The organism is Rugamonas sp. GW822-FHT03B10 (assembly GCF_058801745.1).
Genome location: NZ_JBXANP010000002.1, coordinates 603131 through 624960 on the forward strand (window position 1 = coordinate 603131; position 21830 = coordinate 624960).

22 protein-coding genes are annotated in these 21830 nt (G+C 67.2%); 19 read left to right on the forward strand and 3 right to left on the reverse strand.

Annotated elements, in window-relative coordinates:
• Positions 1-8 precede the first annotated feature (8 nt).
• The 8 genes from flhB to motD all read left to right on the forward strand — a co-directional run bounded on the left by flhB (position 9) and on the right by motD (position 9052).
• Positions 9-1196 carry a flagellar biosynthesis protein FlhB gene (gene flhB, locus AC1RQG_RS05795; RefSeq protein WP_493129206.1) on the forward strand — a complete coding sequence of 396 codons (1188 nt, stop codon included), beginning with the start codon at positions 9-11 and terminating at the stop codon, positions 1194-1196.
• Positions 1193-3304: a flagellar biosynthesis protein FlhA gene (flhA, locus tag AC1RQG_RS05800; protein WP_493129208.1), complete on the forward strand. Its 2112-nt coding sequence runs from the start codon at positions 1193-1195 to the stop codon at positions 3302-3304. The genes flhB and flhA overlap by 4 nt, the downstream gene beginning before the upstream one ends.
• Before the next feature lie 73 nt (positions 3305-3377).
• Positions 3378-4391 (forward strand): Rpn family recombination-promoting nuclease/putative transposase, encoded by a 1014-nt coding sequence (locus tag AC1RQG_RS05805; RefSeq protein ID WP_493129210.1) that lies wholly within the window; start codon positions 3378-3380, stop codon positions 4389-4391.
• Positions 4392-4625: 234 nt separating this feature from the next.
• Positions 4626-5981, forward strand: coding sequence for a flagellar biosynthesis GTPase FlhF (flhF, locus tag AC1RQG_RS05810; RefSeq protein WP_493129212.1), 1356 nt, complete (start codon positions 4626-4628; stop codon positions 5979-5981).
• Positions 5974-6798 carry a MinD/ParA family ATP-binding protein gene (locus AC1RQG_RS05815; protein ID WP_493129214.1) on the forward strand — a complete coding sequence of 275 codons (825 nt, stop codon included), beginning with the start codon at positions 5974-5976 and terminating at the stop codon, positions 6796-6798. Before flhF ends, AC1RQG_RS05815 begins: the two co-directional genes overlap by 8 nt.
• A gap of 16 nt (positions 6799-6814) precedes the next feature.
• Positions 6815-7546, forward strand: a complete 732-nt coding sequence (locus tag AC1RQG_RS05820) for an RNA polymerase sigma factor FliA (protein ID WP_182152244.1) — start codon at positions 6815-6817, stop codon at positions 7544-7546.
• Complete coding sequence (locus tag AC1RQG_RS05825) at positions 7528-8274, forward strand: flagellar motor protein (RefSeq protein ID WP_493129217.1); 747 nt, start codon at positions 7528-7530, stop codon at positions 8272-8274. Before AC1RQG_RS05820 ends, AC1RQG_RS05825 begins: the two co-directional genes overlap by 19 nt.
• A gap of 1 nt (position 8275) precedes the next feature.
• Entirely contained in the window at positions 8276-9052 is a 777-nt protein-coding gene (motD, locus tag AC1RQG_RS05830) for a flagellar motor protein MotD (RefSeq protein WP_493129219.1), read from the forward strand.
• Between the two features lie 92 nt (positions 9053-9144).
• On the opposite strand, the gene AC1RQG_RS05835 is transcribed toward motD, so the two are convergent.
• From AC1RQG_RS05835 to flgA, 3 genes are all read right to left on the reverse strand, one after another.
• Positions 9145-9615 (reverse strand): flagella synthesis protein FlgN, encoded by a 471-nt coding sequence (locus AC1RQG_RS05835; protein WP_493129221.1) that lies wholly within the window; start codon positions 9613-9615, stop codon positions 9145-9147.
• Positions 9616-9624: 9 nt separating this feature from the next.
• Positions 9625-9930 (reverse strand): flagellar biosynthesis anti-sigma factor FlgM, encoded by a 306-nt coding sequence (gene flgM / locus AC1RQG_RS05840; RefSeq protein WP_493129223.1) that lies wholly within the window; start codon positions 9928-9930, stop codon positions 9625-9627.
• A 106-nt stretch (positions 9931-10036) separates the two neighbouring features.
• Entirely contained in the window at positions 10037-10732 is a 696-nt protein-coding gene (gene flgA, locus AC1RQG_RS05845; RefSeq protein WP_493129225.1) for a flagellar basal body P-ring formation chaperone FlgA, read from the reverse strand.
• Positions 10733-10913: 181 nt separating this feature from the next.
• On the opposite strand from flgA, the gene flgB reads away from it, so the two are divergent.
• The 11 genes from flgB to flgL all read left to right on the forward strand — a co-directional run bounded on the left by flgB (position 10914) and on the right by flgL (position 21821).
• Positions 10914-11330: a flagellar basal body rod protein FlgB gene (flgB, locus tag AC1RQG_RS05850; RefSeq protein ID WP_493129227.1), complete on the forward strand. Its 417-nt coding sequence runs from the start codon at positions 10914-10916 to the stop codon at positions 11328-11330.
• A 2-nt stretch (positions 11331-11332) separates the two neighbouring features.
• On the forward strand, positions 11333-11743 hold the full coding sequence (gene flgC, locus AC1RQG_RS05855; RefSeq protein WP_182216506.1) for a flagellar basal body rod protein FlgC: 411 nt from the start codon (positions 11333-11335) through the stop codon (positions 11741-11743).
• 28 nt (positions 11744-11771) lie between these two features.
• Entirely contained in the window at positions 11772-12455 is a 684-nt protein-coding gene (locus tag AC1RQG_RS05860; protein WP_493129229.1) for a flagellar hook assembly protein FlgD, read from the forward strand.
• 51 nt (positions 12456-12506) lie between these two features.
• Positions 12507-14051 (forward strand): flagellar hook protein FlgE, encoded by a 1545-nt coding sequence (locus AC1RQG_RS05865; RefSeq protein ID WP_493129231.1) that lies wholly within the window; start codon positions 12507-12509, stop codon positions 14049-14051.
• Positions 14052-14119: 68 nt separating this feature from the next.
• Positions 14120-14860 (forward strand): flagellar basal-body rod protein FlgF, encoded by a 741-nt coding sequence (flgF, locus tag AC1RQG_RS05870; RefSeq protein ID WP_493129233.1) that lies wholly within the window; start codon positions 14120-14122, stop codon positions 14858-14860.
• 80 nt (positions 14861-14940) lie between these two features.
• The gene (flgG, locus tag AC1RQG_RS05875; protein WP_493129235.1) at positions 14941-15723 is read left to right on the forward strand and encodes a flagellar basal-body rod protein FlgG; all 783 of its coding nucleotides are present in this window, start codon (positions 14941-14943) and stop codon (positions 15721-15723) included.
• Positions 15724-15732: 9 nt separating this feature from the next.
• On the forward strand, positions 15733-16389 hold the full coding sequence (locus tag AC1RQG_RS05880) for a flagellar basal body L-ring protein FlgH (RefSeq protein WP_493129237.1): 657 nt from the start codon (positions 15733-15735) through the stop codon (positions 16387-16389).
• 2 nt (positions 16390-16391) lie between these two features.
• Positions 16392-17513, forward strand: a complete 1122-nt coding sequence (locus tag AC1RQG_RS05885) for a flagellar basal body P-ring protein FlgI (RefSeq protein ID WP_493129239.1) — start codon at positions 16392-16394, stop codon at positions 17511-17513.
• A 10-nt stretch (positions 17514-17523) separates the two neighbouring features.
• Entirely contained in the window at positions 17524-18486 is a 963-nt protein-coding gene (flgJ, locus tag AC1RQG_RS05890) for a flagellar assembly peptidoglycan hydrolase FlgJ (protein ID WP_493129241.1), read from the forward strand.
• Positions 18487-18561: 75 nt separating this feature from the next.
• Positions 18562-20517, forward strand: a complete 1956-nt coding sequence (flgK, locus tag AC1RQG_RS05895) for a flagellar hook-associated protein FlgK (protein ID WP_493129243.1) — start codon at positions 18562-18564, stop codon at positions 20515-20517.
• Between the two features lie 41 nt (positions 20518-20558).
• Positions 20559-21821, forward strand: coding sequence for a flagellar hook-associated protein FlgL (gene flgL, locus AC1RQG_RS05900; RefSeq protein ID WP_493129245.1), 1263 nt, complete (start codon positions 20559-20561; stop codon positions 21819-21821).
• Positions 21822-21830 lie beyond the last annotated feature (9 nt).

Consider the following 21830-nt stretch of genomic DNA (forward strand, 5'->3'; position numbering starts at 1 on the left):
AGCAGGCGATGGCTGAAGAAAGCGACGCAGAAAAGACAGAACCGGCGTCAGCGAAGCGCCTCGAGCAGGCGCGAGAAGAAGGCGACGTTCCCCGATCGCGTGAAGTGGCGACGTTCACCGTGCTGATGGTGGCCGGCGCCGGCCTGTGGCTGACCGGATCCTCGCTGGTGCGCCAGTTGCGCTCGGCCATGGTGTCGGGCCTGGCGCTGGACCAGGAACAGATTTTCCACGCCGATGTGCTGCTGACGCGCATCGGCATGGACGTGGGCCGCGTGCTGCTGGCCTGTTTGCCGTTGGGCCTGGCCGTGATGCTGGTGGCGCTGGCCTCGCCGCTGCTGGTCGGCGGCTGGTTGTTCAGCGGCAAGGCCGTCACCCCCAATTTCGGCAAGCTCAACCCCGTCAAAGGGTTGTCCAACCTGGTGTCGTCCAACGCGCTGGTGGAATTGCTCAAGGCCATCGCCAAGACGCTGGTGGTGGGTTTTGTCGCGTGGCTGGTGGTGATGAAGCAGAAGGACGCCGTGCTGGGCCTGGCCGTGGAGCCGCTCAAGCTGGGCACGGTGCACCTGCTCGACATGATCGCCATGAGCTTCCTGTTCATCGTCGGCGCGCTGGGCCTGATCGCCGCCGTCGACGGCCCGTACCAGATGTGGCACTACGCCAACAAGCTCAAGATGACGCGCCAGGAGATGATCCAGGAAGCGAAGGAGGCCGACGGCAATCCCCAGATCAAGGCCAAGATCCGCCAGATGCAGCGCGAGATGGCCAAGCGCCGCATGATGGCCGACGTGCCGACGGCCGACGTGGTGGTGACCAACCCGACCCACTACGCGGTGGCGCTGAAGTACGCCGACGGTTCGCGCGGCGCGCCGCGCGTGGTCGCCAAGGGCACCGACGAGGTGGCCGCCAAGATCCGCGAGATCGCCAAGGAGAACAAGGTCGCCATCCTGGAGGCCCCGCCGCTGGCCCGCGCGCTGCACAAGCACACGGAGATCGGCGACGAGATCCCCGAGGCGCTGTACGCGGCCGTGGCCGAGGTGCTGGCCTATGTGTTCCAGCTGCGCATGTTCAGCAAGCAGGGCGGCCACCGTCCCGACACCCCGACCAAGCTGGACGTGCCAGCCGAGCTGGACCCGCTCAACCCGGCCTACGCCGGCCGTGGCAAGCTTAACGATACGAATAACGGAGCACCCGCATGAACGCCTTGAACAACATCAAGCTGCCGGCCTGGCTGCAAAGCCTGTCCAAGGGCGCCAACAAGAGCCTGGCCGCGCCCATCCTGATCGTCATGCTGCTGGCGATGATGGTGCTGCCGCTGCCGGCCTTCGTGCTCGACATGTTCTTCAGCTTCAACATCGCGCTGGCCATCATCGTGCTGCTGACCAGCCTGTACACGGTCAAGCCGCTGGACTTCATGGCCTTCCCCACCATCCTGCTGGTGTCGACCATGCTGCGCCTGTCGCTCAACGTGGCCTCCACCCGCGTGGTGCTGACCGAGGGCCACACCGGCGCCGACGCGGCCGGCAAGGTGATCGAGGCCTTCGGCCACTTCCTGATCGGCGGCAACTACGCGGTTGGTATCGTCGTGTTCGTGATCCTCACCATCATCAACTTCACCGTCGTCACCAAGGGCGCGGGCCGGATCGCCGAGGTGGGCGCCCGTTTCGCGCTGGACGCGATGCCGGGCAAGCAAATGGCCATCGACGCCGACCTCAACGCCGGCCTGATCGGCGAGGCCGAGGCGCGCAAGCGCCGCAGCGAGGTAGCGCAGGAGGCCGAGTTCTATGGCGCCATGGACGGTGCCAGTAAGTATGTGCGCGGCGACGCCGTGGCCGGCATCCTGGTCACCGTCATCAACGTGGTGGGCGGCCTGCTGGTGGGCTTGCTGCAGCACGACATGACGTTCGGCGACGCGATCAAGAACTACACGCTGCTGGCCATCGGTGACGGCCTGGTGGCGCAGATCCCCTCGCTCGTCATCTCGACGGCGGCCGGTATCGTCGTCTCGCGCGTGGCCAGCGAGCAGGACATCGGCGGCCAGGTGATCGGCCAGCTGTTCGCCAAGCCGCAGGTGCTGTACATCACCGGCGCCATCATCGGCGGCATGGGCCTGATCCCCGGCATGCCCAACCTGGTGTTCCTGCTGCTGGCCGGCGTGCTGATCGGCTCCGGCTGGCTGCTCACGCGCCGCGCCAGCAGCGCGGCCACGGCCGCCGAGGCCGCGCCCGAGGCGCCGCCGCCGGCCGCCCCCGAGCAGGAGGAGGCGACCTGGCAGGACATCATGCCGGTCGACACGCTGGGCCTGGAGGTCGGCTACCGCCTGATTCCGCTGGTCGACAAGACCCAGGGCGGCGAGCTGCTCAAGCGCATCAAGGGCATCCGCAAGAAATTCGCGCAGGAGGTCGGCTTCCTGGCGCCGCCGGTGCACATCCGCGACAACCTGGAACTGAAGCCGTCGGCCTACCGCATCACGCTCAAGGGCGTGGAGGTGGGCATGGGCGAGGCGTTCAACGGCCAGTTCCTGGCCATCAATCCGGGCATGGCCAGCGGCACGCTGCCCGGCCTGGTGACCACCGATCCGGCCTTCGGCCTGCCGGCCACGTGGATCGACGCCGGCTTGCGCGACCAGGCCCAGAGCATGGGCTACACGGTGGTCGACGCGGGCACGGTGGTGGCCACCCACTTGAACCATCTGATCACCACCCACGCGTCCGAACTGCTGGGCCGGGCCGAGGTGCAAGCCTTGCTCGATCACCTGGGCAAGGACGCGCCCAAGCTGGTCGAGGACCTGGTGCCGAAGATGGTGTCGCTGTCGACCTTGCAGAAGGTGCTGCAGAACCTGCTCGTCGAAGGCGTGCACATCCGCGACATGCGCACCATCATCGAGACGCTGGCCGAGCATGCCGTCCACACGCAGGACCCGAACGACCTGACGGCGCTGGTGCGCATCGCGCTGGGCAGGGCCATCGTGCAGCAACTGTTCCCCGGCGCGGGCGAGCTGTCCGTGATGACGCTCGACAACCGCCTCGAGCGCTTGCTGATGCAGGCGCTGTCGGCCAGCGGTCCGGACGGCGCCGGCATCGAGCCGGGCCTGGCCGACACCATCGCCCAGCAGGCGCAGGCGGCCGCCACCCAGCAGGAGGCGCTGGGCCTGACGCCGGTGCTGCTGGTGCCGGGGCCGTTGCGCGCCTTGTTGTCGCGTTTCCTGCGCCGCGCCTTGCCGCAGCTGAAGGTGCTGTCGCATGCGGAAATCCCGGAGACCAAGACCATCCGCGTGACGTCGCTGGTGGGCGGCCAGCCGGCCTGACGCTCGACGGCCTGTCGCGCGGCCCCTTGCGCGTGCGCACGGGGCCGTGCCGCGTCCGGCCTAGACTGGGCTCATGGCCCACGCATCGGACGACTACGACACGCCGTGGAAGGACGCGATCACGCGTTATTTTCCCGACTTCATGGCGTTCTTCTTTCCGCAAGCACACCGGCAAATCGACTGGGGGCGGCCCCACGTTTTCCTGGATCAGGAGCTGGCGCAACTGGCCCGCGACGGCGAGCTGGGCAAGCGGCTGGTCGACCGCCTGGTGCGGGTCCACACGCATGACGGTGGCGCGCAGTGGGTGTTGATCCATCTGGAGGTGCAGGGCAAGCGCGAGCGCGACTTCGCCGAGCGCATCTTCTCCTACCATTACCGCGCTTATGACCGTTTCCACCGCCCCGTCGCCAGTCTCGTGCTGCTGGCGGACGACAGCCCGCGCTGGCGGCCGGACAGCTTTGCCTACCAACTGTTCGGCTGCCAGCTACGGTTGGACTTCAGCGTGGTCAAACTGCGCGATTATGCGCCGCGCCTCGAGCAGTTGCTTGAGCAGTCCAATCCATTCGGGCTGGTGACGGCGGCCCATTTGCTCACCCGCCGGACCGGCGGCGACGCCGCACGCCGCCATGCGGCCAAACTGCGCCTGGCGCGCTTGCTGTATGCGCGTGATTGGGACAAACAACGTATCATTGATTTGTACCTGTTGATAGACTGGATGATGCGCTTGCCTTCCGAACTGGAGCGGGTTTTGTGGCGCGACATCCAATTGCTGGAAAGGGAGTGCACTATGCGATACGTGAGTTCAGTTGAGAAAATCGGCATCGAGCTGGGGCGTGAGGAGGGCTTGCGGGAAGGGCGGCAGGAAGGGCGGCAGGAAGGGCGGCAGGAAGGGCGGCAGGAAGGGCGGCAGGAAGGCCGGGAAGAAGGGCGCAAGGAATTGCTGGCCATGCTCATCGAAAGCCGTTTCGGCAGCGTGCCGTCGGCTGTGCGCGAACGCTTGGCGGCCGCCGACAGTGCCGAACTGGATGCCTGGGCCAGGAAGCTGTTCAGCGCAACCAGCCTGGATGACGTGTTCGCCGACGTTTGACTGTTGCCCCCGTCAAACGGGAACTTGTCCGCGCGCCGCCGCGCGGGCAACGGTGAAATACGGCCCATTTCCACCCCTGTTCATCGGATCGTTTCCTTGGTGCATCGTCAATAATGACACTGTCAGAGCAAAGGCGCCTCATGTCGAAGGCGCGGCGCTCAAGTAACAGGAGTCGATGATGATGGCCAAACCACTTTCCCAACCACGTGCTGCCCTTGCCCAAGGGAGCCGGCCATGAACGTCAAGAAATTCACCGCGCCCACGTCGCGCGAAGCGCTGCGCAAGGTGCGCGAGGCGCTCGGCCCCGACGCTGTGATCCTGTCCAACCGCCAGGCCGATGGCGTGGTGGAGATCCTGGCACTGGCCAATGACGACGCCGCCTCGCTCGCGTCGCCCGCGCCGCAGTCGCCGATGGCCGCGCCGCGTCCGCAGCTGGACCTGCCGCCCGCCGCCCCCATGATGGCGGCGCAACCGGCCCGCCGCGTGGTGGCCTCGCCCTCGTCGTACGCGTCGGCCACGGCCGCCGCCGCCGCCGCGCCGGCCCAGCCGCGCGCCGCCGCCCTCGACATGGAGCGTATTTCCGAACTGGTGGCCGCCGCCGTGGCCAGCGCCAAGCAGAACGCCGCCGCCGAGATGAGCGGCATGATGAAAGAGATCCGCGCCATGCGCGGCATGATGGAGACCCAGCTGGCCGAGATCGCCTGGGGTTCGACCCAGCAGCGCGAGCCGCACAAGGCCACCGTGCTGCGCGAGATGCTGGCGGCCGGCTTTTCCGCCAGCCTGGCGCGCTACCTGATCGAAAAACTGCCGGCCAGCCGCGACGCGGCCGACAGCATGCGCTGGATCAAGACCGTGTTGACCCGCAACCTGAGCACCATGGCCAACGAGGACGCGCTGATCGACCAGGGCGGCGTGTTCGCGCTGGTGGGCCCCACCGGCGTGGGCAAGACCACCAGCACCGCCAAGCTGGCCGCGCGCTGCGTGATGCGCCACGGCGCCGACAAGCTGGCCCTGATCACGACCGACGCCTACCGTATCGGCGCCCACGAGCAACTGCGCATCTACGGCAAGATCCTGGGCGTGATGGTGCACTCGGTGAAGGACGAGGCCGACCTGCGCATCGCGCTCAAGGAACTGAAGAACAAGCACACGGTGCTGATCGACACGGTCGGCGTCAGCCAGCGCGACCAGATGGTGACCGAGCAGGTGGCCATGCTGCAAGGCGCCGGCGCCGACGTCAAGCGCGTGCTGTGCCTGAACGCCACAGCCACCCAGGAAACCCTGAACGAAGTGGTGCGCGCCTACCAGGGCAGCGGCCTGGCCGGCTGCATCATGACCAAGCTGGACGAGGCGGCCGCCATCGGCAACGTGCTCGACGTGGTGATCCGCCAGAAGCTGAACCTGTTCTACGTCTCCAACGGCCAGCGCGTGCCGGAAGACCTGCACCTGGCCGACCCGGCCTGGCTGATCGACCGCGCCTTCAAGCTCAAGCGCGACGCCATCCCCGGCCAGTACCTGGACGCGGAATTGCCGCTGTTGATGTCCAACGCCGGCGCCGACGGCTCGCTGCGCGAGGTGCACCTTGGCTAACTTCGATTTCGACCAGGCCGAAGGCCTGCGCCGGATGCTGGCCGGCCCCACGCCACGCATCGTCACCTTCCTGTCGGCCACGCCGCAGGACGACAAGGCCGCCATGCTGGTCAACCTGGCCGCCTCGCTGGCCCGCGCCGGCAACGACGTGCTGCTGATGGATGCCTGCGCCAGCGCCCATGGCGTGGCCTCGCGCCTCGGGCTCGACGACGGCGCCAGCCTGCTCAACGTGGCGCGCCAGGAGTGCGCGCTGAACCAGGTGCTGTACGAGGCGCCGCAAGGCTTCACGGTGGCCTCGATGACGCGCGGCGAGGCGCGCCGCGGCCCGGACGAGGCGCGCCGGCTGGCCAAGGCCTTCGACGTGCTGGTGCGCCAGACCGGCATGGTGATCGTCGACGGCGAATTCGACGGCGGCGCGTTCCCGGTGCCGGTCATGGCCAGCGCCGAGATCGTGGTGCAGGTGTCCAACAACGCCCGTTCCATCACGGCCGCCTACGCCATGATCAAGCGCCTGAACCACGAGCTGGGCCGGCGCCCGTTCGGAATTCTCGTCACCGGGGCTTCCGAAACGGAAGCAAAGGTGGTATACGATAACATGGCGCAAGCGGCAAGCCGTTACCTGGCGGTCAACCTGGTATCGATGGGCTCGGTGCCGGCCGACGAATACCTGCAGCGGGCCGCGCGCCTGGGGCGGGCCGTGGTCGACGCCTTCCCGCTGGCCGGCGCCTCGGTCGCGTTTCGTCAACTGGCGGGGCGGTTTGCGCTGGCCGGCTCGCCTTCCATGCGCGCGGGGAGCCAGCATCAATTCAGCGCCTAACGAATAACAAGAATTTATGTACACGGTCAAAGGGAAACCGAGCAGAGACAGCTTGCTGACGGAGCACATGCCGCTGGTTAAGCGTCTCGCCCACCATATGAAGGCCAAGCTGCCGCCCAGCGTCGAGGTGGACGATCTGGTCCAGGCCGGGATGATAGGCTTGCTCGACGCCATCAGCCGTTACGAGGAAACCCATGGCGCCCAGTTCGAAACCTATGCCGTGCTGCGCATCCGCGGCGCCATGCTCGACGAGTTGCGCAACAGCGACTGGCTGCCGCGTTCGATGCGCCAGAACATGCGCAAGATCGAGACGGCCATGAGCACGCTGCAGCAGCGCCTCGGCCATCCGCCGACGGAATCGGAGGTGGCCAAGATGCTCAAGATGTCCTTGGCCGACTACCAGGAGATGCTGTCCGACGGCGGCGGCCACCAGCTGGTCTATTACGAGGACTTCCACGACGACGACGGCAACGACAGCTTCCTCGACCGCTATTGCTCGGACGAGGAGAGCGACCCGCTGCGCTCGCTGCTCGACGGCGACTTCCGCCAGGCCGTGATCGACGCCATCGACGCCCTGCCGCCGCGCGAGAAGATCCTGATGGGCTTGTACTACGAAGAGGAATTGAACTTGAAGGAAATCGGCGCCGTCATGGGCGTGTCGGAATCGCGCGTGTCGCAGTTGCACACGCAAGCCGTGGCGCGGCTGCGCGCCACCTTACGGGAGCGGTCTTGGACTGGGCCAGCGTAGCCGGGGTGCTGCTGGCGCTGGCCGGCATCGTCGTCGGCCAGGGGCTGGAAGGGGGCAAGCTCGGATCGCTGATCCAGCCGGCCGCGTTCGCCATCGTCATCGTCGGCACCTTCGGCGCCGTGCTGCTGCAGACCCGTCCGCCCACCTTCTGGCGCGGGCTGCGCATGCTGCGCCTGGTGTTCTCGCCGCCGCCCGACAACCGCGCCGCGCTGGCGCGCGAGATCAACGCCTGGAACCTGGCGGCGCGGCGCGACGGCCTGCTGGCGCTGGAGCGCTACATGCTCGCCTCCAAGGACAAGTTCAACGCCAAGGGGCTGCGCCTGATCGTCGACGGCATCGCGCCCGACAAGCTGCGCCACATCCTCGACACCGAGATCACGGCCTACGAGACCGAGCAGCGGCAGGCCGTGCGGATCTGGGAGTCGGCGGCCGGCTATGCGCCCACCATCGGCATCCTGGGCGCCGTGCTGGGCCTGATCCACGTGATGGAGAACCTGACCGACCCCAGCAAGCTGGGCTCGGGCATCGCCGTCGCCTTCGTGTCCACCATCTACGGTGTCGGCCTGGCCAATCTGTTCCTGTACCCGGTGGCCAACAAGCTCAAGGCCATCGTCACCCAGGCCGTGCACCAGCAGGAGATCGCCGCCGCCGTGTTCCACGACATCGCCACCGGCGACCACACGCGCGTGATCGACGAGCGCGTGGCCACGCTGCTACGGGAACTGTGACATGCAATACCGGCGCGCGCGCAGGAAGTTCGACGAGGAGGTGGAGAACCCCGAGCGCTGGCTGATCTCGTATTCGGACTTCATCACGCTGCTGTTCGCCTTCTTCGTCGTCATGTACGCCGTGTCGTCGGTCAACATCGGCAAGTACCAGGTGTTCTCGGACGCGCTGGGCGACGCCTTCGGCGGGGCCGGCGCGGCCAAGCCCATCACCACCCAGGTGCAGAACCTGCCCATCCCCAATCCCGGCCTGCGCCGGCGCACCGAATTGCTGCGCAAGGAAAAGGAACACATGACCAAGCTGGCGCAGGACCTGCTGTCGACGCTGGCGCCGCTGGTCAAGGAGGGCAAGGTGCGGGTGACGCAGAACAGCCGCGGGGTCAGTGTGGAGATCAACGCCAGCGTGTTGTTCGATCCGGGCGACGCGCGCCTGACGGCCGCATCGACGGAAGCGCTGCGGGCGGTGGCCGTGCTGCTCAAGGATGACAGCCACGACGTGCAGGTGGAGGGGCACACCGACAACCAGCCGATCCGCAACAGCGTGTATCCGTCGAACTGGGAGTTGTCGTCGGTGCGGGCGGCCAGCGTGGTGCGGCTGTTCATCGACGCCGGCGTGGCGCCGGCCCGGCTGACGGCCGTCGGCCACGCGGCCAACCACCCGGTGGCGTCCAACGCCTCGGTCGAGGGCCGGGCGCGCAACCGGCGGGTGGCCGTCACCATCCTGTCCGGCCTGCCCGACACGGTGACGGAATTGCCGACGCCGGCCATCAAACCCCAATAAAGATAAAAAAACCGGGGTCAGGTCATGCGATCAAGCAACTTGCGTGCAAGTTGTTTGATCGCATGACCTGACCCCGGTTTGCCGGTTTGTGCTTAGCCGGCGAAGAAGCCGCGGCTGGTGGTGGAGGTGGTGGCGTGGCCGCTGGGGCCGTAGAAGCTGCTGCTGGCGGCCGCGCGCGGGCGCAGCGCTTGCAGCGCGCCCTGGGTGTGGCTCATGTGCTTGTTGATCAGCATGCCGTTGATGCGGTTCAGTTCCTTCGCTTCGCGCGTCTGCTCCAGCAGGGTCTGCCACAGCTGGGCGACGGCGCTGTCGCCGCTGGCGGCGATCCACTGCGTCATGCCCGCTTCCTGCGGCGCGTAACCGGCCGCGCCCAGCGCGTTGTGGCGCTGCTTGGCCAGGCCGGCCATCTGGCCGACCAGCGCCGATTTCTCCGGCGTCAAGGCCGTCAAGCCGTCGATGTGGGCCGCCACCAGATGCCGCTGTTCCTGCTTGAGCACGTCCAGCAGGGAGGTCATCAGGCGCTGTTCTTCGCGCAGCAGCTGTATCGGGTCGACGGTTTGCATGGGGCTATCCTAACGTTTCCTTGAGTGCAGCAGATCCTTGACCGTGTCCAGCAGTCCGTCCGCCACTTTTTCCGAATTGACCTGGAACTGGCCGTCGGCGATGGCCAGCTTGATGCGTTCGACTTTCTTGGTGTCGAACACGGCGCTGCCGCCGCCGGTCGCGCTGGCCGCCAATGCCTGGCCTTGCGGCGACAGGCGTACATTGTCCGTCGCGGCCGGGGTCGCGGCCGCCTTGTCAGCGCCGCGGGCGTTGGACGCGCCCGCAGGCGACGTCGGCAAGCCGGGGGTGCTCTTGAGTGTATCGTTGATTTTCACAGCATCATCCTCGTCTGATCGAAGTCCTGGACTCCGGGATATGAGTCTATAACGGCGGCGCTTGAATAAACTTTAGCGTGCCTTGCCGCAAAGAACCCATATTTGTTCAGAACGCGACTTCCACCAGACCGCCGGCCCTGGCGATCCCGCTGATTTGTTGCCCTCCAGAAGTTCTCACCTGCACCACCTGGCCGTCGCCGGCCGTGCTCACGGCGCGCGCCTCGGCCGAGACGGAAAAACCGTTGCCGCTCGACACCAGGCGCACCAGCTGGCCTTGCTGCACCACGGGCCGGCTCTTGAGCGTATCGAGCCGCAGCGGCGTGCCCGACGGCAGCGAGGCGTTGGGGTAGCGGCCGACCACCTGCGCCATGTCGGTGGCGATGCCGGCCGGCATGGTGGTCAGGTCGCCCTGCACGGCCACCAGCTGGCCGGCCTCGATGGTCTGGCCCTGGGCCAGCGGCACGGCGCTGGCGATGTAATCGGCCACCACGCCCACGTTGGCCTGCACGTAGATGGTCCATTGCGGCGCCGCGCAGCGCACGCCCACCGTGGTCTTGCCCCAGGCCCGGCTGCCCGGCATCAGGAACGCTTGCGGCGCCGGACAGGCGGGCAGGGCCATGCGGGCGTCGATCGCGCCCACAGTGACCTTGGCCCGGCCCGGCAGACCGGCCGTCTGCGTCTGCAGGAATTGCTCCACGCTGTGGCGCAGGGCGGCGGCGTCCTGGCGCGCGGCGCCCGTGTCGGCGTGGGCGCCGGCGGCGCACAGGGTCAGCAGCAAGGTGGCGAGTAACGATGGTTTCATGGTGTGGAGGTCCCTGGAATGATGCCATCATAGTCCGGTCCGCCAACCGGCAAGCCCGGAATAGGGCGGAAAAGCACGGCCTTATCGTTCGATTGCCGCCGGGCAAGCGGCCGTATGATGGCTCCTGTCATCACCAGTTCGTCCATGCCCAACGGGTGGGACGCACACTTTGGAGCCTGCCATGTTAGGGAAACTCGACGATTACCTGCGCTTTCACGAGGCCGCGCTGAGCTTGCGCTCGCAGCGCCAGACGGTGCTTGCGTCCAACATCGCCAACGGCGACACCCCTAACTACAAGGCCCGCGACATCGATTTTTCCAGCGCGCTGCAAAACGCGCTGGCCGCCAGCGCCCCGGCGCCGTTGCGCACCACGGCCGCGCGCCACTATCCGGCCCCGGCCAAGGATGGCACGGCCCTGCCCGACGGCACGCCGCTGCTGTACCGCGGCGTGGTGCAGGGCGCCGTGGACGGCAACACGGTCGACATGGACGTCGAGCGCAACCAGTTCGCCGACAACGGCCTGCGCTACGAGGCCGGCATCACGATGATCAACGCCCAGATCAAGGAAATGATGGCGGCCATTCAGGGAGGTAACTAATCATGTCGTCGTTGTTCAGCATCTTCAATGTTTCCGGTTCGGCCATGAGCGCCCAGGCCCAGCGCCTGAACGTGGTGGCCAGCAACCTGGCCAACGCCGACAGCGCCACCAGCGCCAGCGGCGAGGCCTACCGCGCCAAGCAGGTGGTGTTCGAGGCTACCCCGGCCACCGACGGCGGCGCCTCGACCGGCGTGCGGGTGCGCCAGGTGGTCGAGGACCCGTCGCCGATGAAGCTCAAGTACGATCCCAAGAACCCGCTGGCCGACGAGAAGGGCTATGTGACCATGCCCAACGTCAACGTGGTCGATGAGATGGTCAACATGCTGTCGGCCTCGCGTTCCTACCAGACCAACGTGGAAACCATGAACGCGGCCAAGACCCTGTTGCTGAAAACCCTGACCATCGGCCAGTAAGCCGGTCGCCATTTAATCCGAGGCTCCCATGTCCACCGTATCCAGTTCCACCGCCGCGCCGTCGGCAACCCTGCTCAACGCCGTCAACCCGCAGAAGGCGGCCGTCACCGACAGCACCCAGGCCGACACCGACAAGTTCATGACGCTGCTGGTGACGCAGCTGAAGAACCAGGATCCCCTCAATCCGCTCGACAACGCGCAAGTGACGAGCCAGCTGGCCCAGCTGTCGACGGTGACGGGCGTGAACAAGCTCAACACGACGCTGGAGACGCTCAAGTCCAGCTACCAGGCCAGCGAATCGATGCAGGCCACCAGCCTGATCAACCACGGCGTGCTGGCGCCCGGCAACCAGCTGACGCTGGCCGGCGGCAAGTCCGTGTTCGGCGTCGACCTGGCCACGGCCGCCGACACGGTGCAGATCGACGTCAAGAACAGCAGCGGCAACGTGGTGCACAGCATCGCCATGAAGGGCGTGGACGTGGGCACCCTGCCGCTGGTGTGGGACGGCAAGATGGACGACGGCACCACCGTCGCGCCGGACGGCAACTACACGTTCTCCGTCACCGCCACCACGGCCGGCAAGGCGCTCAAGGATGCCACCGCGCTCACCTTCGGCACCGTGGCCAGCGTGTCCACCGGCAGCGCCGGCGTCAAGCTCAACGTGCCCAGCATCGGCCAGCTGAGCATGGCCGATATCAAACAAGTGCTGTAAGCAGCCATTCCGACCAGTTTTGTAAGCCACCTCATCAGATAGGGGAATACCATGTTCCAACAAGGACTCAGCGGCCTGAATGGCGCGTCTAAATCGCTCGACGTGATCGGCAACAACATCGCCAACGCCAGTACGGTAGGCTTCAAAGGTTCCCAGGCCCAGTTCGCCGACCTGTACGCCAATTCGCTCAACGGCGTGAGCGGCAACAACGCCGGCATCGGCGTGTCGGTGTCCCAGATCGCCCAGCAGTTCACCCAGGGCAACATCGAGACGAGCAACAACCCGCTCGACATCTCCATCAACGGCGGCGGCTTCTTCCGCACCGTGGTCGACGGCGCGATCCAGTATTCGCGCAACGGCCAGTTCCAGATGGACAAGAACGGCACCCTGATCAACGCCCAGGGCGCGCAGGTGACGGGCTACCTGACCAATTCCTCGGGCGTGATCCTGCAGGGCGCGCCGGTGCCGATCACCATCGACTCGTCCGACCTGACCCCGGTGGCCACCACGGCCGCCAACTTCTCGCTCAACCTCAATTCCAACACGCTTGCGCCGACCAAGGTGCCGTTCGACGCCAACGATCCGCTCACCTACAACAAGCAGACCGTGCTCGACGTGTACGACAGCCTGGGCAACGCCCACACCATGTCGACCTACTACGTGAAGACGAGCGCCAACAACTGGGACGTGTACGCGGGCGTGGACGGCACCGAGATCACGGCCAAGGCCGTGGCCACCTCGATCCTGGCCGACCCCGGCGTGCAGGCGGCGCGGGCGCAATACCAGACCGACGTGAACGCCCTGCCGCCCGACCAGGCCACCATCGACGCCGACGCGCTGGCCTACGCCCAGGCGGCCGGCCCCGTGATGGTGGCCGCGGCCACGGCCGCCGGCGCCAGCCAGGCCCAGATCGACGCGCTGACGGCCGCGTTCGACCCCGTCAACGGCGCCGGCACCAAGACCGGCACCAACCTGGACCAGATCGACGCCGCGCTGGCGGCCGCCGTCAGCGTGCCGGCCGTCAAGGTGGGCAGCCTGGTGTTCAACAACAACGGCGCGCTGAGCGCGGCCGCCATGGCCAACCTGCCCACGCCGCAGACGCTGCCGCTGACCATCAGCCTGCCGATCTTCCCGGACACCGGCTCGCTGCAACCGCTGACCATCAAGGCCAACTGGGTCGGCACCACGCAATACGGCAGCAGCACCAGCGAGAAGGCCTCGACCCAGGACGGCTACTCGTCGGGCCACCTGGAACGCTTCGCGGCCGGCGCCGACGGCGTGATCCTGGGCCAGTACAGCAACGGTAAGTCGCGCCCGCTGGCGCAGGTGGTGCTGGCCAACTTCGCCAACGTCAACGGCCTCACGCCGCTGGGCAACAACGCCTGGGCCGAAAGCTCGAACTCGGGTGTGCCGCAGGTCGGCGTGCCCGGCGCGGGCAGCCTGGGCCAGCTGCGCGCCAGTTCGGTGGAGACCTCGAACGTGGACCTGACGGCCGAGCTGGTCAACATGATCACGGCCCAGCGCGTCTACCAGGCCAACGCCCAGACCATCAAGACCGAGGACTCGGTGCTGCAGACCCTGGTCAACCTGCGTTAAGCCTAGCCTGACGGATGGGACGCGGCCAGCCGGCCGCGTCCGTCCCCTCACCGGAGTCACCGAACACCATGGACCGTCTCGTCTATACCGCCATGACCGGCGCGCGCCACGTGCTGGACCAGCAGGCCACCGTGTCGAACAACCTGGCCAACGTCACCACCACCGGCTTCCGGGCCCAGCTCGACGCGTTCCGCGCCGTGCCCGTGATGTCGGAGGGCTTGCCCACCCGTACCTTCGTGGTCGACACCACGGCCGGCGCCGACATGCGCGCCGGCCCGATCCAGACCACCGGCCGCGCGCTCGACGTGGCGCTGCGCGGCGACGGCTGGATCGCCGTGCAGTCGGCCGACGGCTCGGAGGCCTACACCCGCAACGGCAGCCTGAAGATCAGCGACAACGGCTTGCTGCAGACGTCCAGCGGCCAGACCCTGCAGGGCGACGGCGGCCCGATCGCCGTGCCGCCCGACACCACCGTCTCCATCGCCAGCGACGGCACGGTCAGCACCATCTCGACCGACTTCAAGCCGGGACCGGCCAACGTGCTGGGCCGCATCAAGCTGGTCAACCCCGACCCCAAGGCCCTGGTGCGCGGCGACGACGGCCTGTTCCGCCTCAACAGCGGGGCGCCGGCCGACAACGACCCGTCGGTGCGCCTGGTCGACGGCGCGCTCGAGGGCAGCAATGTGAGCGCCGTCGATTCCATGGTCAACATGATCAGCCTGGCGCGCCAGTTCGAGATGCAAATGAGCTTGCTGAAGAACGCCGAGAATAACGCCGCAAAAGCCACCCAGATCCTCGCTTTGAGTTGAGTGTTGCTCCTCCATAATGGTGGCATGGGATAAGCAGCGGTCGTACCGGCCGCCGCGCGCCAAGCGACTGGGAGAAGCACATGATACGTTCACTTTGGATTGCCAAGACTGGCATGGAGGCGCAGCAGACGCAGATGGACGTGACGTCCAACAATCTGGCCAACGTCAGCACCAACGGCTTCAAGAAATCGCGCGCCGTGTTCGAGGACTTGCTGTATCAGAATGTGCGCCAGCCGGGCGCCCAGTCGTCGCAGCAGACCAATTTGCCGTCGGGTATGCAGATCGGCACCGGTGTGCGGCCGGTGGCCGTGGAGCGCATCTTCACCCAGGGCAATCCGCAATCGACGGGCAACGACAAGGACCTGATGGTCAACGGCAACGGCTTCTTCAACGTGCTGCTGCCCGACGGCACCACCGCCTACACGCGCGACGGTTCGTTCCAGCGCGACAACAACGGCCAGATGGTCACCTCCAGCGGCTTCGTGCTGCAGCCGGCCATCACCATCCCCGTCAACGCCACCAGCATCACCGTCGGCCGCGACGGCACCGTGTCGGTCACGCTGCCGGGCCAGACGGCGCCGTCGCAGATCGGCTCGATCCAGCTGTCGAGCTTCATCAACCCGACCGGGCTCGAATCGAAGGGCGAGAACCTGTACGTGGAGACGGGCGCCTCGGGCAACCCGCAGACCAACACCCCCGGCACCAACGGCACCGGCACCATCATGCAGGGCTACGTGGAAACGTCGAACGTGAGCGTGGTGGAGGAGATGGTCAATATGATCCAGACCCAGCGGGCCTACGAGATCAACAGCAAGGCCATCACCACCTCCGACCAGATGCTGCAGAAACTGACGCAGATGTAAGGACGCGCCATGAAAACCCTCGCCCCCCTGGTCCTGATCGCAAGCGCGGCCGCGCTGACCGCGTGCACGGCCATCCCCACCACCATCGTGCAGACGCCGCTGACCTCGCGTCCGCTGGCTGCCGAGCAGCCGGTGGCCAACAACGGCGCCATCTACCAGCCGGCCGCCTTCCGCCCCATCTTCGAGGACCGCCGCGCGCGCCACGTGGGCGACGTGCTGACCCTGGTGATCACCGAGAAGACGGCCGCCGTCAAGTCCGGCGCCAGCTCGGGCAACAAATCCGGCAGCGTCAGCGCCACCGTGCCCCATCCGCTGCAGGGCACCTTCGGCGCCACCGTGGCCGCCAACAGCGCCAGCAAGTACGCCGACGGCGACAACCAGTCGGCCAGCAACACCTTCACCGGCACGATGGGCGTGACGGTGGTCGAGGTGCTGGCCAACGGCAACCTGATCGTGGCCGGCGAGAAGCAGATCGCCATGAACAAGGGCACCGAATTCATCCGCTTCTCCGGCATGGTCAACCCCGACAACATCGCCACCGGCAACACGGTGGCCTCCACGGCCGTGGCCGACGCGCGCGTCGAATACCGCACCAACAGCCAGATCGACCGCGCGGAAATCACGTCGATGGCGTCGCGCTTCTTCCAGAGCTTGCTGCCCTTCTGATCATGAACACACTTACTCCATTCCGCCGCGCCGTCACCGTGCTTTGCCTGGGCGCCGCCTTGCTGGCCGCGCCGCTGGCCAGCGCCGAGCGCTTGAAGGACCTGGTCAGCATCGCCGGCGTGCGCCAGAACCAGCTGATCGGCTATGGCCTCGTGGTGGGCCTGGACGGCAGCGGCGACCAGACCACGCAGACCCCGTTCACCGTGCAAAGCGTGGTGTCCATGCTGCAACAGCTGGGCGTGAACCTGCCGGCCGCCTCCAGCCTGCAACTGAAGAACGTGGCGGCCGTGATGGTGACGGCCTCGCTGCCGCCGTTCGCCCAGCCGGGCCAGACGCTCGACATCACGGTCTCGTCCATGGGCAACGCCAAGAGCCTGCGCGGCGGCACCTTGCTGATGACGCCGCTCAAGGGCGCCGACGGCCAGGTCTACGGCATGGCCCAGGGCAATGTGCTGGTGGGCGGCGTGGGCGTGGCGGCCGGCGGCAATTCGCTGCAGGTCAACCACCTGAGCGTGGGCAAGATCTCGGGCGGCGCCACGGTCGAGCGGGCCGTGGCCTCGGCGCTGGGCGAGAACAACATGATCAAGCTCGAGCTCAACAACACCGACTTCTCGACCGCCAGCCGCATCGTCGAGGCCATCAACGACAAGTACGGCCCCGGCATCGCCTACGCGCTCGACGGGCGCGTGATCCGGGTGCAGGCGCCCAGCAGCAGCGACCAGCGCGTGAGCTTCATCGGCACCCTGCAGGAGATGCAGGTGAACCCGGCCGAGCAGGCGGCCAAGGTGATCATGAACGCGCGCACCGGCTCGGTCGTGATGAACCGGGCCGTCACGCTCGACACCTGCGCCATCTCGCACGGCAACCTGTCGATCGCCGTCTCGGCCGAGCCGCAGGTGAGCCAGCCCAACGCCTTGTCGGGCGGGCGCACCGCCGTGACCCAGAACACCCAGGTCGACATCAAGAAGGACAGCGGCAAGGTGATGCTGGTCAAGGGCGGCGCCTCGCTGGCCGACGTGGTCAAGGCGCTCAACGCCATCGGCGCCACGCCGCAGGACTTGCTGGCCATCCTGCAGGCGATGAAGGCGGCCGGCGCCCTGCGCGCCGAGCTCGAGATCATTTGAGGACACGCCCATGAACACCCAGAACGACCTGACCGGCAAGTTCGCGCTCGACGTGCAGGGCATGGGCGCGCTGCGCCAGTCGGCCAAGGCCGGCTCGCCCGAGGCGCTGAAGAGCGCGGCCACCCAGTTCGAGGCCATGTTCGTCAACATGATGATGAAGAGCATGCGCGACGCCACCCCGCAGGACGGCGTGCTCGACAGCCAGCAGAGCAAGATGTTCACCACCATGCTCGATCAGCAGACCAGTCAGAACATCGCCAAGAAGGGCATCGGCCTGGCCGACGTGCTGATCCGTCAACTGTCGCAGCAGGCCACCAACACCCAGGCGCTGGCCATCGGCGGCGACGGCGCGGCCGCCGACCCGGCCAACACGGCCGCCCCGGCCGGCCCCACCAGCCGCTTCGACCCGGCCCTGTTGCAGCGGGCCATCGCGGCCGCCGGCGGCGCCGGTGCCGCCGGCGCCGGTGCCAGCGCCACCGAGGCCGGCGCCGACGCGGCCAAGGGCAGCGCCGCGCCCCACGTGCGCAGTTTCCGGGCCAAGCTGGGCGCGCACGCCGAGGAGGCCAGCCGCGCCACCGGCATCCCGGCCAAGTTCATGCTGGGCCAGGCGGCGCTCGAAAGCGGCTGGGGCAAGCGCGAGATCAAGGGCCGCGACGGCAGCAACAGCCACAACCTGTTCGGCATCAAGGCCGGCCCCGACTGGAAGGGCAAGGTGGCCGAGGCCGTCACGACGGAGTATGTGAACGGCAAGGCCCAGACCCGGGTCGAGCGCTTCCGCGCCTACGACAGCTATGGCGACAGCTTCAAGGATTACGCGAAATTGCTTGCCAGCAATCCCCGCTACGAGAAGGTGCTGGCCAGCGCCGGCGACGCCAGCAGCTTCGCCCAGGGCTTGCAGCGGGCCGGCTACGCCACCGACCCCCATTACGCCCGCAAGCTGACCAACATCATCAAGCATTCGCTGGTCGGCTGAGGGGGACGGCATGGCCCGGTTCAAGTTTTGGCCCATGCCGCCGTAAATTAACCACACAGAGCGTTAGAACACATCATGTCCCTACTGAGCATCGGAAAAAGCGGTTTATTGGCGGCCCAGGTCGGTTTGTCGACGACTGGCAACAATATTACCAACGCCAGCGTGGCCGGCTACAGCCGCCAGGTGGCGATCCAGTCCGACACCGGCACGCAGGACATGGGCTTCGGCTTCGTCGGCACCGGCACCGAGGTGACCCAGGTCAAGCGCTACTACGACGACTTCCTCAACAACCAGTTGCGCGGCGCGGAGACGACCAAGGCGTCGCTCGACACCTACTATTCGCAGATCAGCCAGATCGACAACCTGCTGGCCGATCCCACGGCCGGCCTGTCGCCGGCCATGCAGGATTTCTTCAACGGCGTGCACGACGCCGCCTCCAACCCGGCCTCGGCCGCCTCGCGCCAGGCCATGCTGTCGAGCGCCGATTCGCTGGCCGGCCGCTTCCAGGGCCTGAGCGCGCGGCTGTCGGAGATCGGCGACGGCGTCAACAGCCAGATCACCTCCACCGTCACCCAGATCAACTCCTACGCCAGCCAGATCGCGCAGCTGAACGACAGCATTGCCGGCCTCAGCACCGACCCGTCCAAGGCGCCCAACGACCTGCTCGACCACCGCGACCAGTTGTTGACCGAATTGAACAAGCTGGTCAAGACCAACGTCATCGCCGGCGACAACCACATGCTGACCGTGTCGATCGGCACCGGCCAGCCGCTGGTGGTGGGCAACCACAATTACAACCTCGCCACCACCACCTCGCCCACCGACGTGACCCGGGTGACGGTCGGCTACCAGACCGGCAGCGTGGTCAGCGCCCTGCCCGAGAGCGTGTTCGCGGGCGGCCAGCTGGGCGGCCTGCTGGACTTCCGCAGCGGCGCGCTGGACAAGGCGCAGAACGAGCTGGGCCAGGTGGCGGCCGGCCTGGTCACCGCGTTCAACCAGCAGCACCACCTGGGCCAGGACCAGAACGGCGCGCTGGGCGGCGACTTCTTCGCGCCGATCCAGGCCTCGGTGGCGGCCAGCACGCGCAATTCGCCGCTCAGCACGGCCAACGTGACGGCCGTGGTGACGGACGCCGGCGCGCTCACGGCCAGCGATTACAGCGTCGATTACGATGGCACCAATTTCTACGTGACCCGCCAGTCCGACGGCAACAAGACCCAGATCAACCCGTTCCCGCAGACGGTGCCGCAGACCATCGACGGCGTCGACTACACGATCACGGGCGCGCCGCAGGCGGGCGACGATTTCCTCGTGCGGCCCACGGTCAACGCGGCCGCCAGCGTCAAGGTGGTGCTGGCCGACCGCACCAAGGTGGCGCTGGCCGCGCCGATCTCCACGGCCGCGCCCACCAGCAACGCCGGCACGGCCAAGATCAGCGCCGGCAGCGTGGACGTCAACTACCTGACGCCGGGCAACGCCCTGGCGGCGCCGCTGACGCTGAGCTACGACAAGGCGGCCAACACGCTGTCGGGCTTCCCGCCGGCCCAGGACGTGACGGTGACCGTCAACGGCGTGCCCACCGTGTATCCGGCCGGCACGCCGGCGATCCCGTACACGGACGGCGCCAGCATCAGTTTCGGCGGCGTCACTTTCTCGATCAGCGGCGCGCCGGCCGACACCGACACCTTCACGGTCGGCCCCAACACGGCCGGCGTGGGCGACAACCGCAACGGCCAGCTGCTGGCCGGCCTGCAGACCAAGAACGTGCTCGACGGCGGCAACGCCACGTTCCAGTCGTCGTACGCGCAGATGGTCAACTTCGTGGGCAACAAGACGCGCGAGGCGCAGATCAGCGGCCAGGCCAGCGACGCGGCCGTGCAGCAGGCCACCAACGCCCAGCAGAGCGTGTCGGGCGTCAACCTGGACGAGGAGGCGGCCAATCTGCTGCGTTACCAGCAAGCCTACCAGGCGTGCGGCAAGGTGATGCAGGTGGCCGGCCAATTGTTCGACGTGCTGATGAACATCCATTGATGAGCAGCCACGGTTAAAGTGAATTTCGACGGGATAGCATCATGAACATGCGCATCAGCTCCAAGACCATCTATGACATCGGCGTCAACCAGATCGGCACCCTGCAGACGTCGCTGGCGCGCACCCAGCAGCAACTGTCGACCGGCCGCAAGAACCTGACGGCGGCCGACGACCCGATCGCCACCGCGCGCGCGCTGGAGGTGACGCAGTCGCAGGCCATCAACACCCAGCTGGTGACCAACCGCCAGAACGCCAAGAGCGGCCTGGGGCAGGAGGAGGTGGCGCTGGCCAGCGCCACCAGCCTGCTGCAGGACGTCAAGTCGCTGACCGTGAACGCCGGCAACGGCTCGATGACGCAGAAGGACCGCGAATCGCTGGCCGTCGAGCTGGAGGGGCGGCTGACCGACCTGCTGGGCATCGCCAACACGGCCGACGGCGCCGGCGGCTACCTGTTCTCCGGCTACAAGTCGACCACCCTGCCGTTCACCCAGACGGCCACGGGCGCCGCCTACCAGGGCGACCAGGGCCAGCGCGAGCTGCAGGTGGGCTCGACCCGCAAGCTGGCCATCAGCGATTCCGGTTCGTCCGTGTTCGAGAACAACGTGAACGGCAACGGCACCTTCGTCACGGGCGCCGATCCGGGCAACTACGCGCGCGGCGGCAGCGGCATCATCGCGCCCGGCTCGGTCAAGGATCCGACCCAGCTCACCGGCCACCAGTACCAGATCGACTTCGCGGTCAGCCCGGCCACGCCCGGCAACCCCAGCGTGACCACCTACACCGTCACCGACGTGACGCTGGGCCAGCCGGTGCCGCCGGCGCCGGTGCCGGCCACACCGATCCCGTACGTGAGCGGGCAGAACATCACGTTCGACGGCATGCAGTTCGACATCAAGGGCGCGCCGGCCGACCAGGACAAGTTCACGGTCCAGCCATCGACCAAGGAATCGATCTTCACCACGCTGACCGACCTGATCGGCGCGCTGCGGGCGCCCGGCGACGGCGCGGCCGGCCAGGCCAGCCTGACCAACAAGCTCAACCTGGCCAACAACAACGTCGACAATGCGCTCGACAACGTGCTGTCGGTGCGCGCCTCGGTCGGCTCGCGCCTGAAGGAGCTCGACTACCTCGACAGCGCAGGCGACGACCTGAACCTGCAATACGCGTCCACGCTGTCGGACTTGCAGGATGTGGACACGGTCAAGGCCATCTCCTCGTTCACCCAGCAGCAGATCAACCTGGACGCGGCGCAGAAGTCGTTCAAGACGCTGTCGGGCCTGTCCCTGTTCAACTACATCAGCTAACGCCGCCGC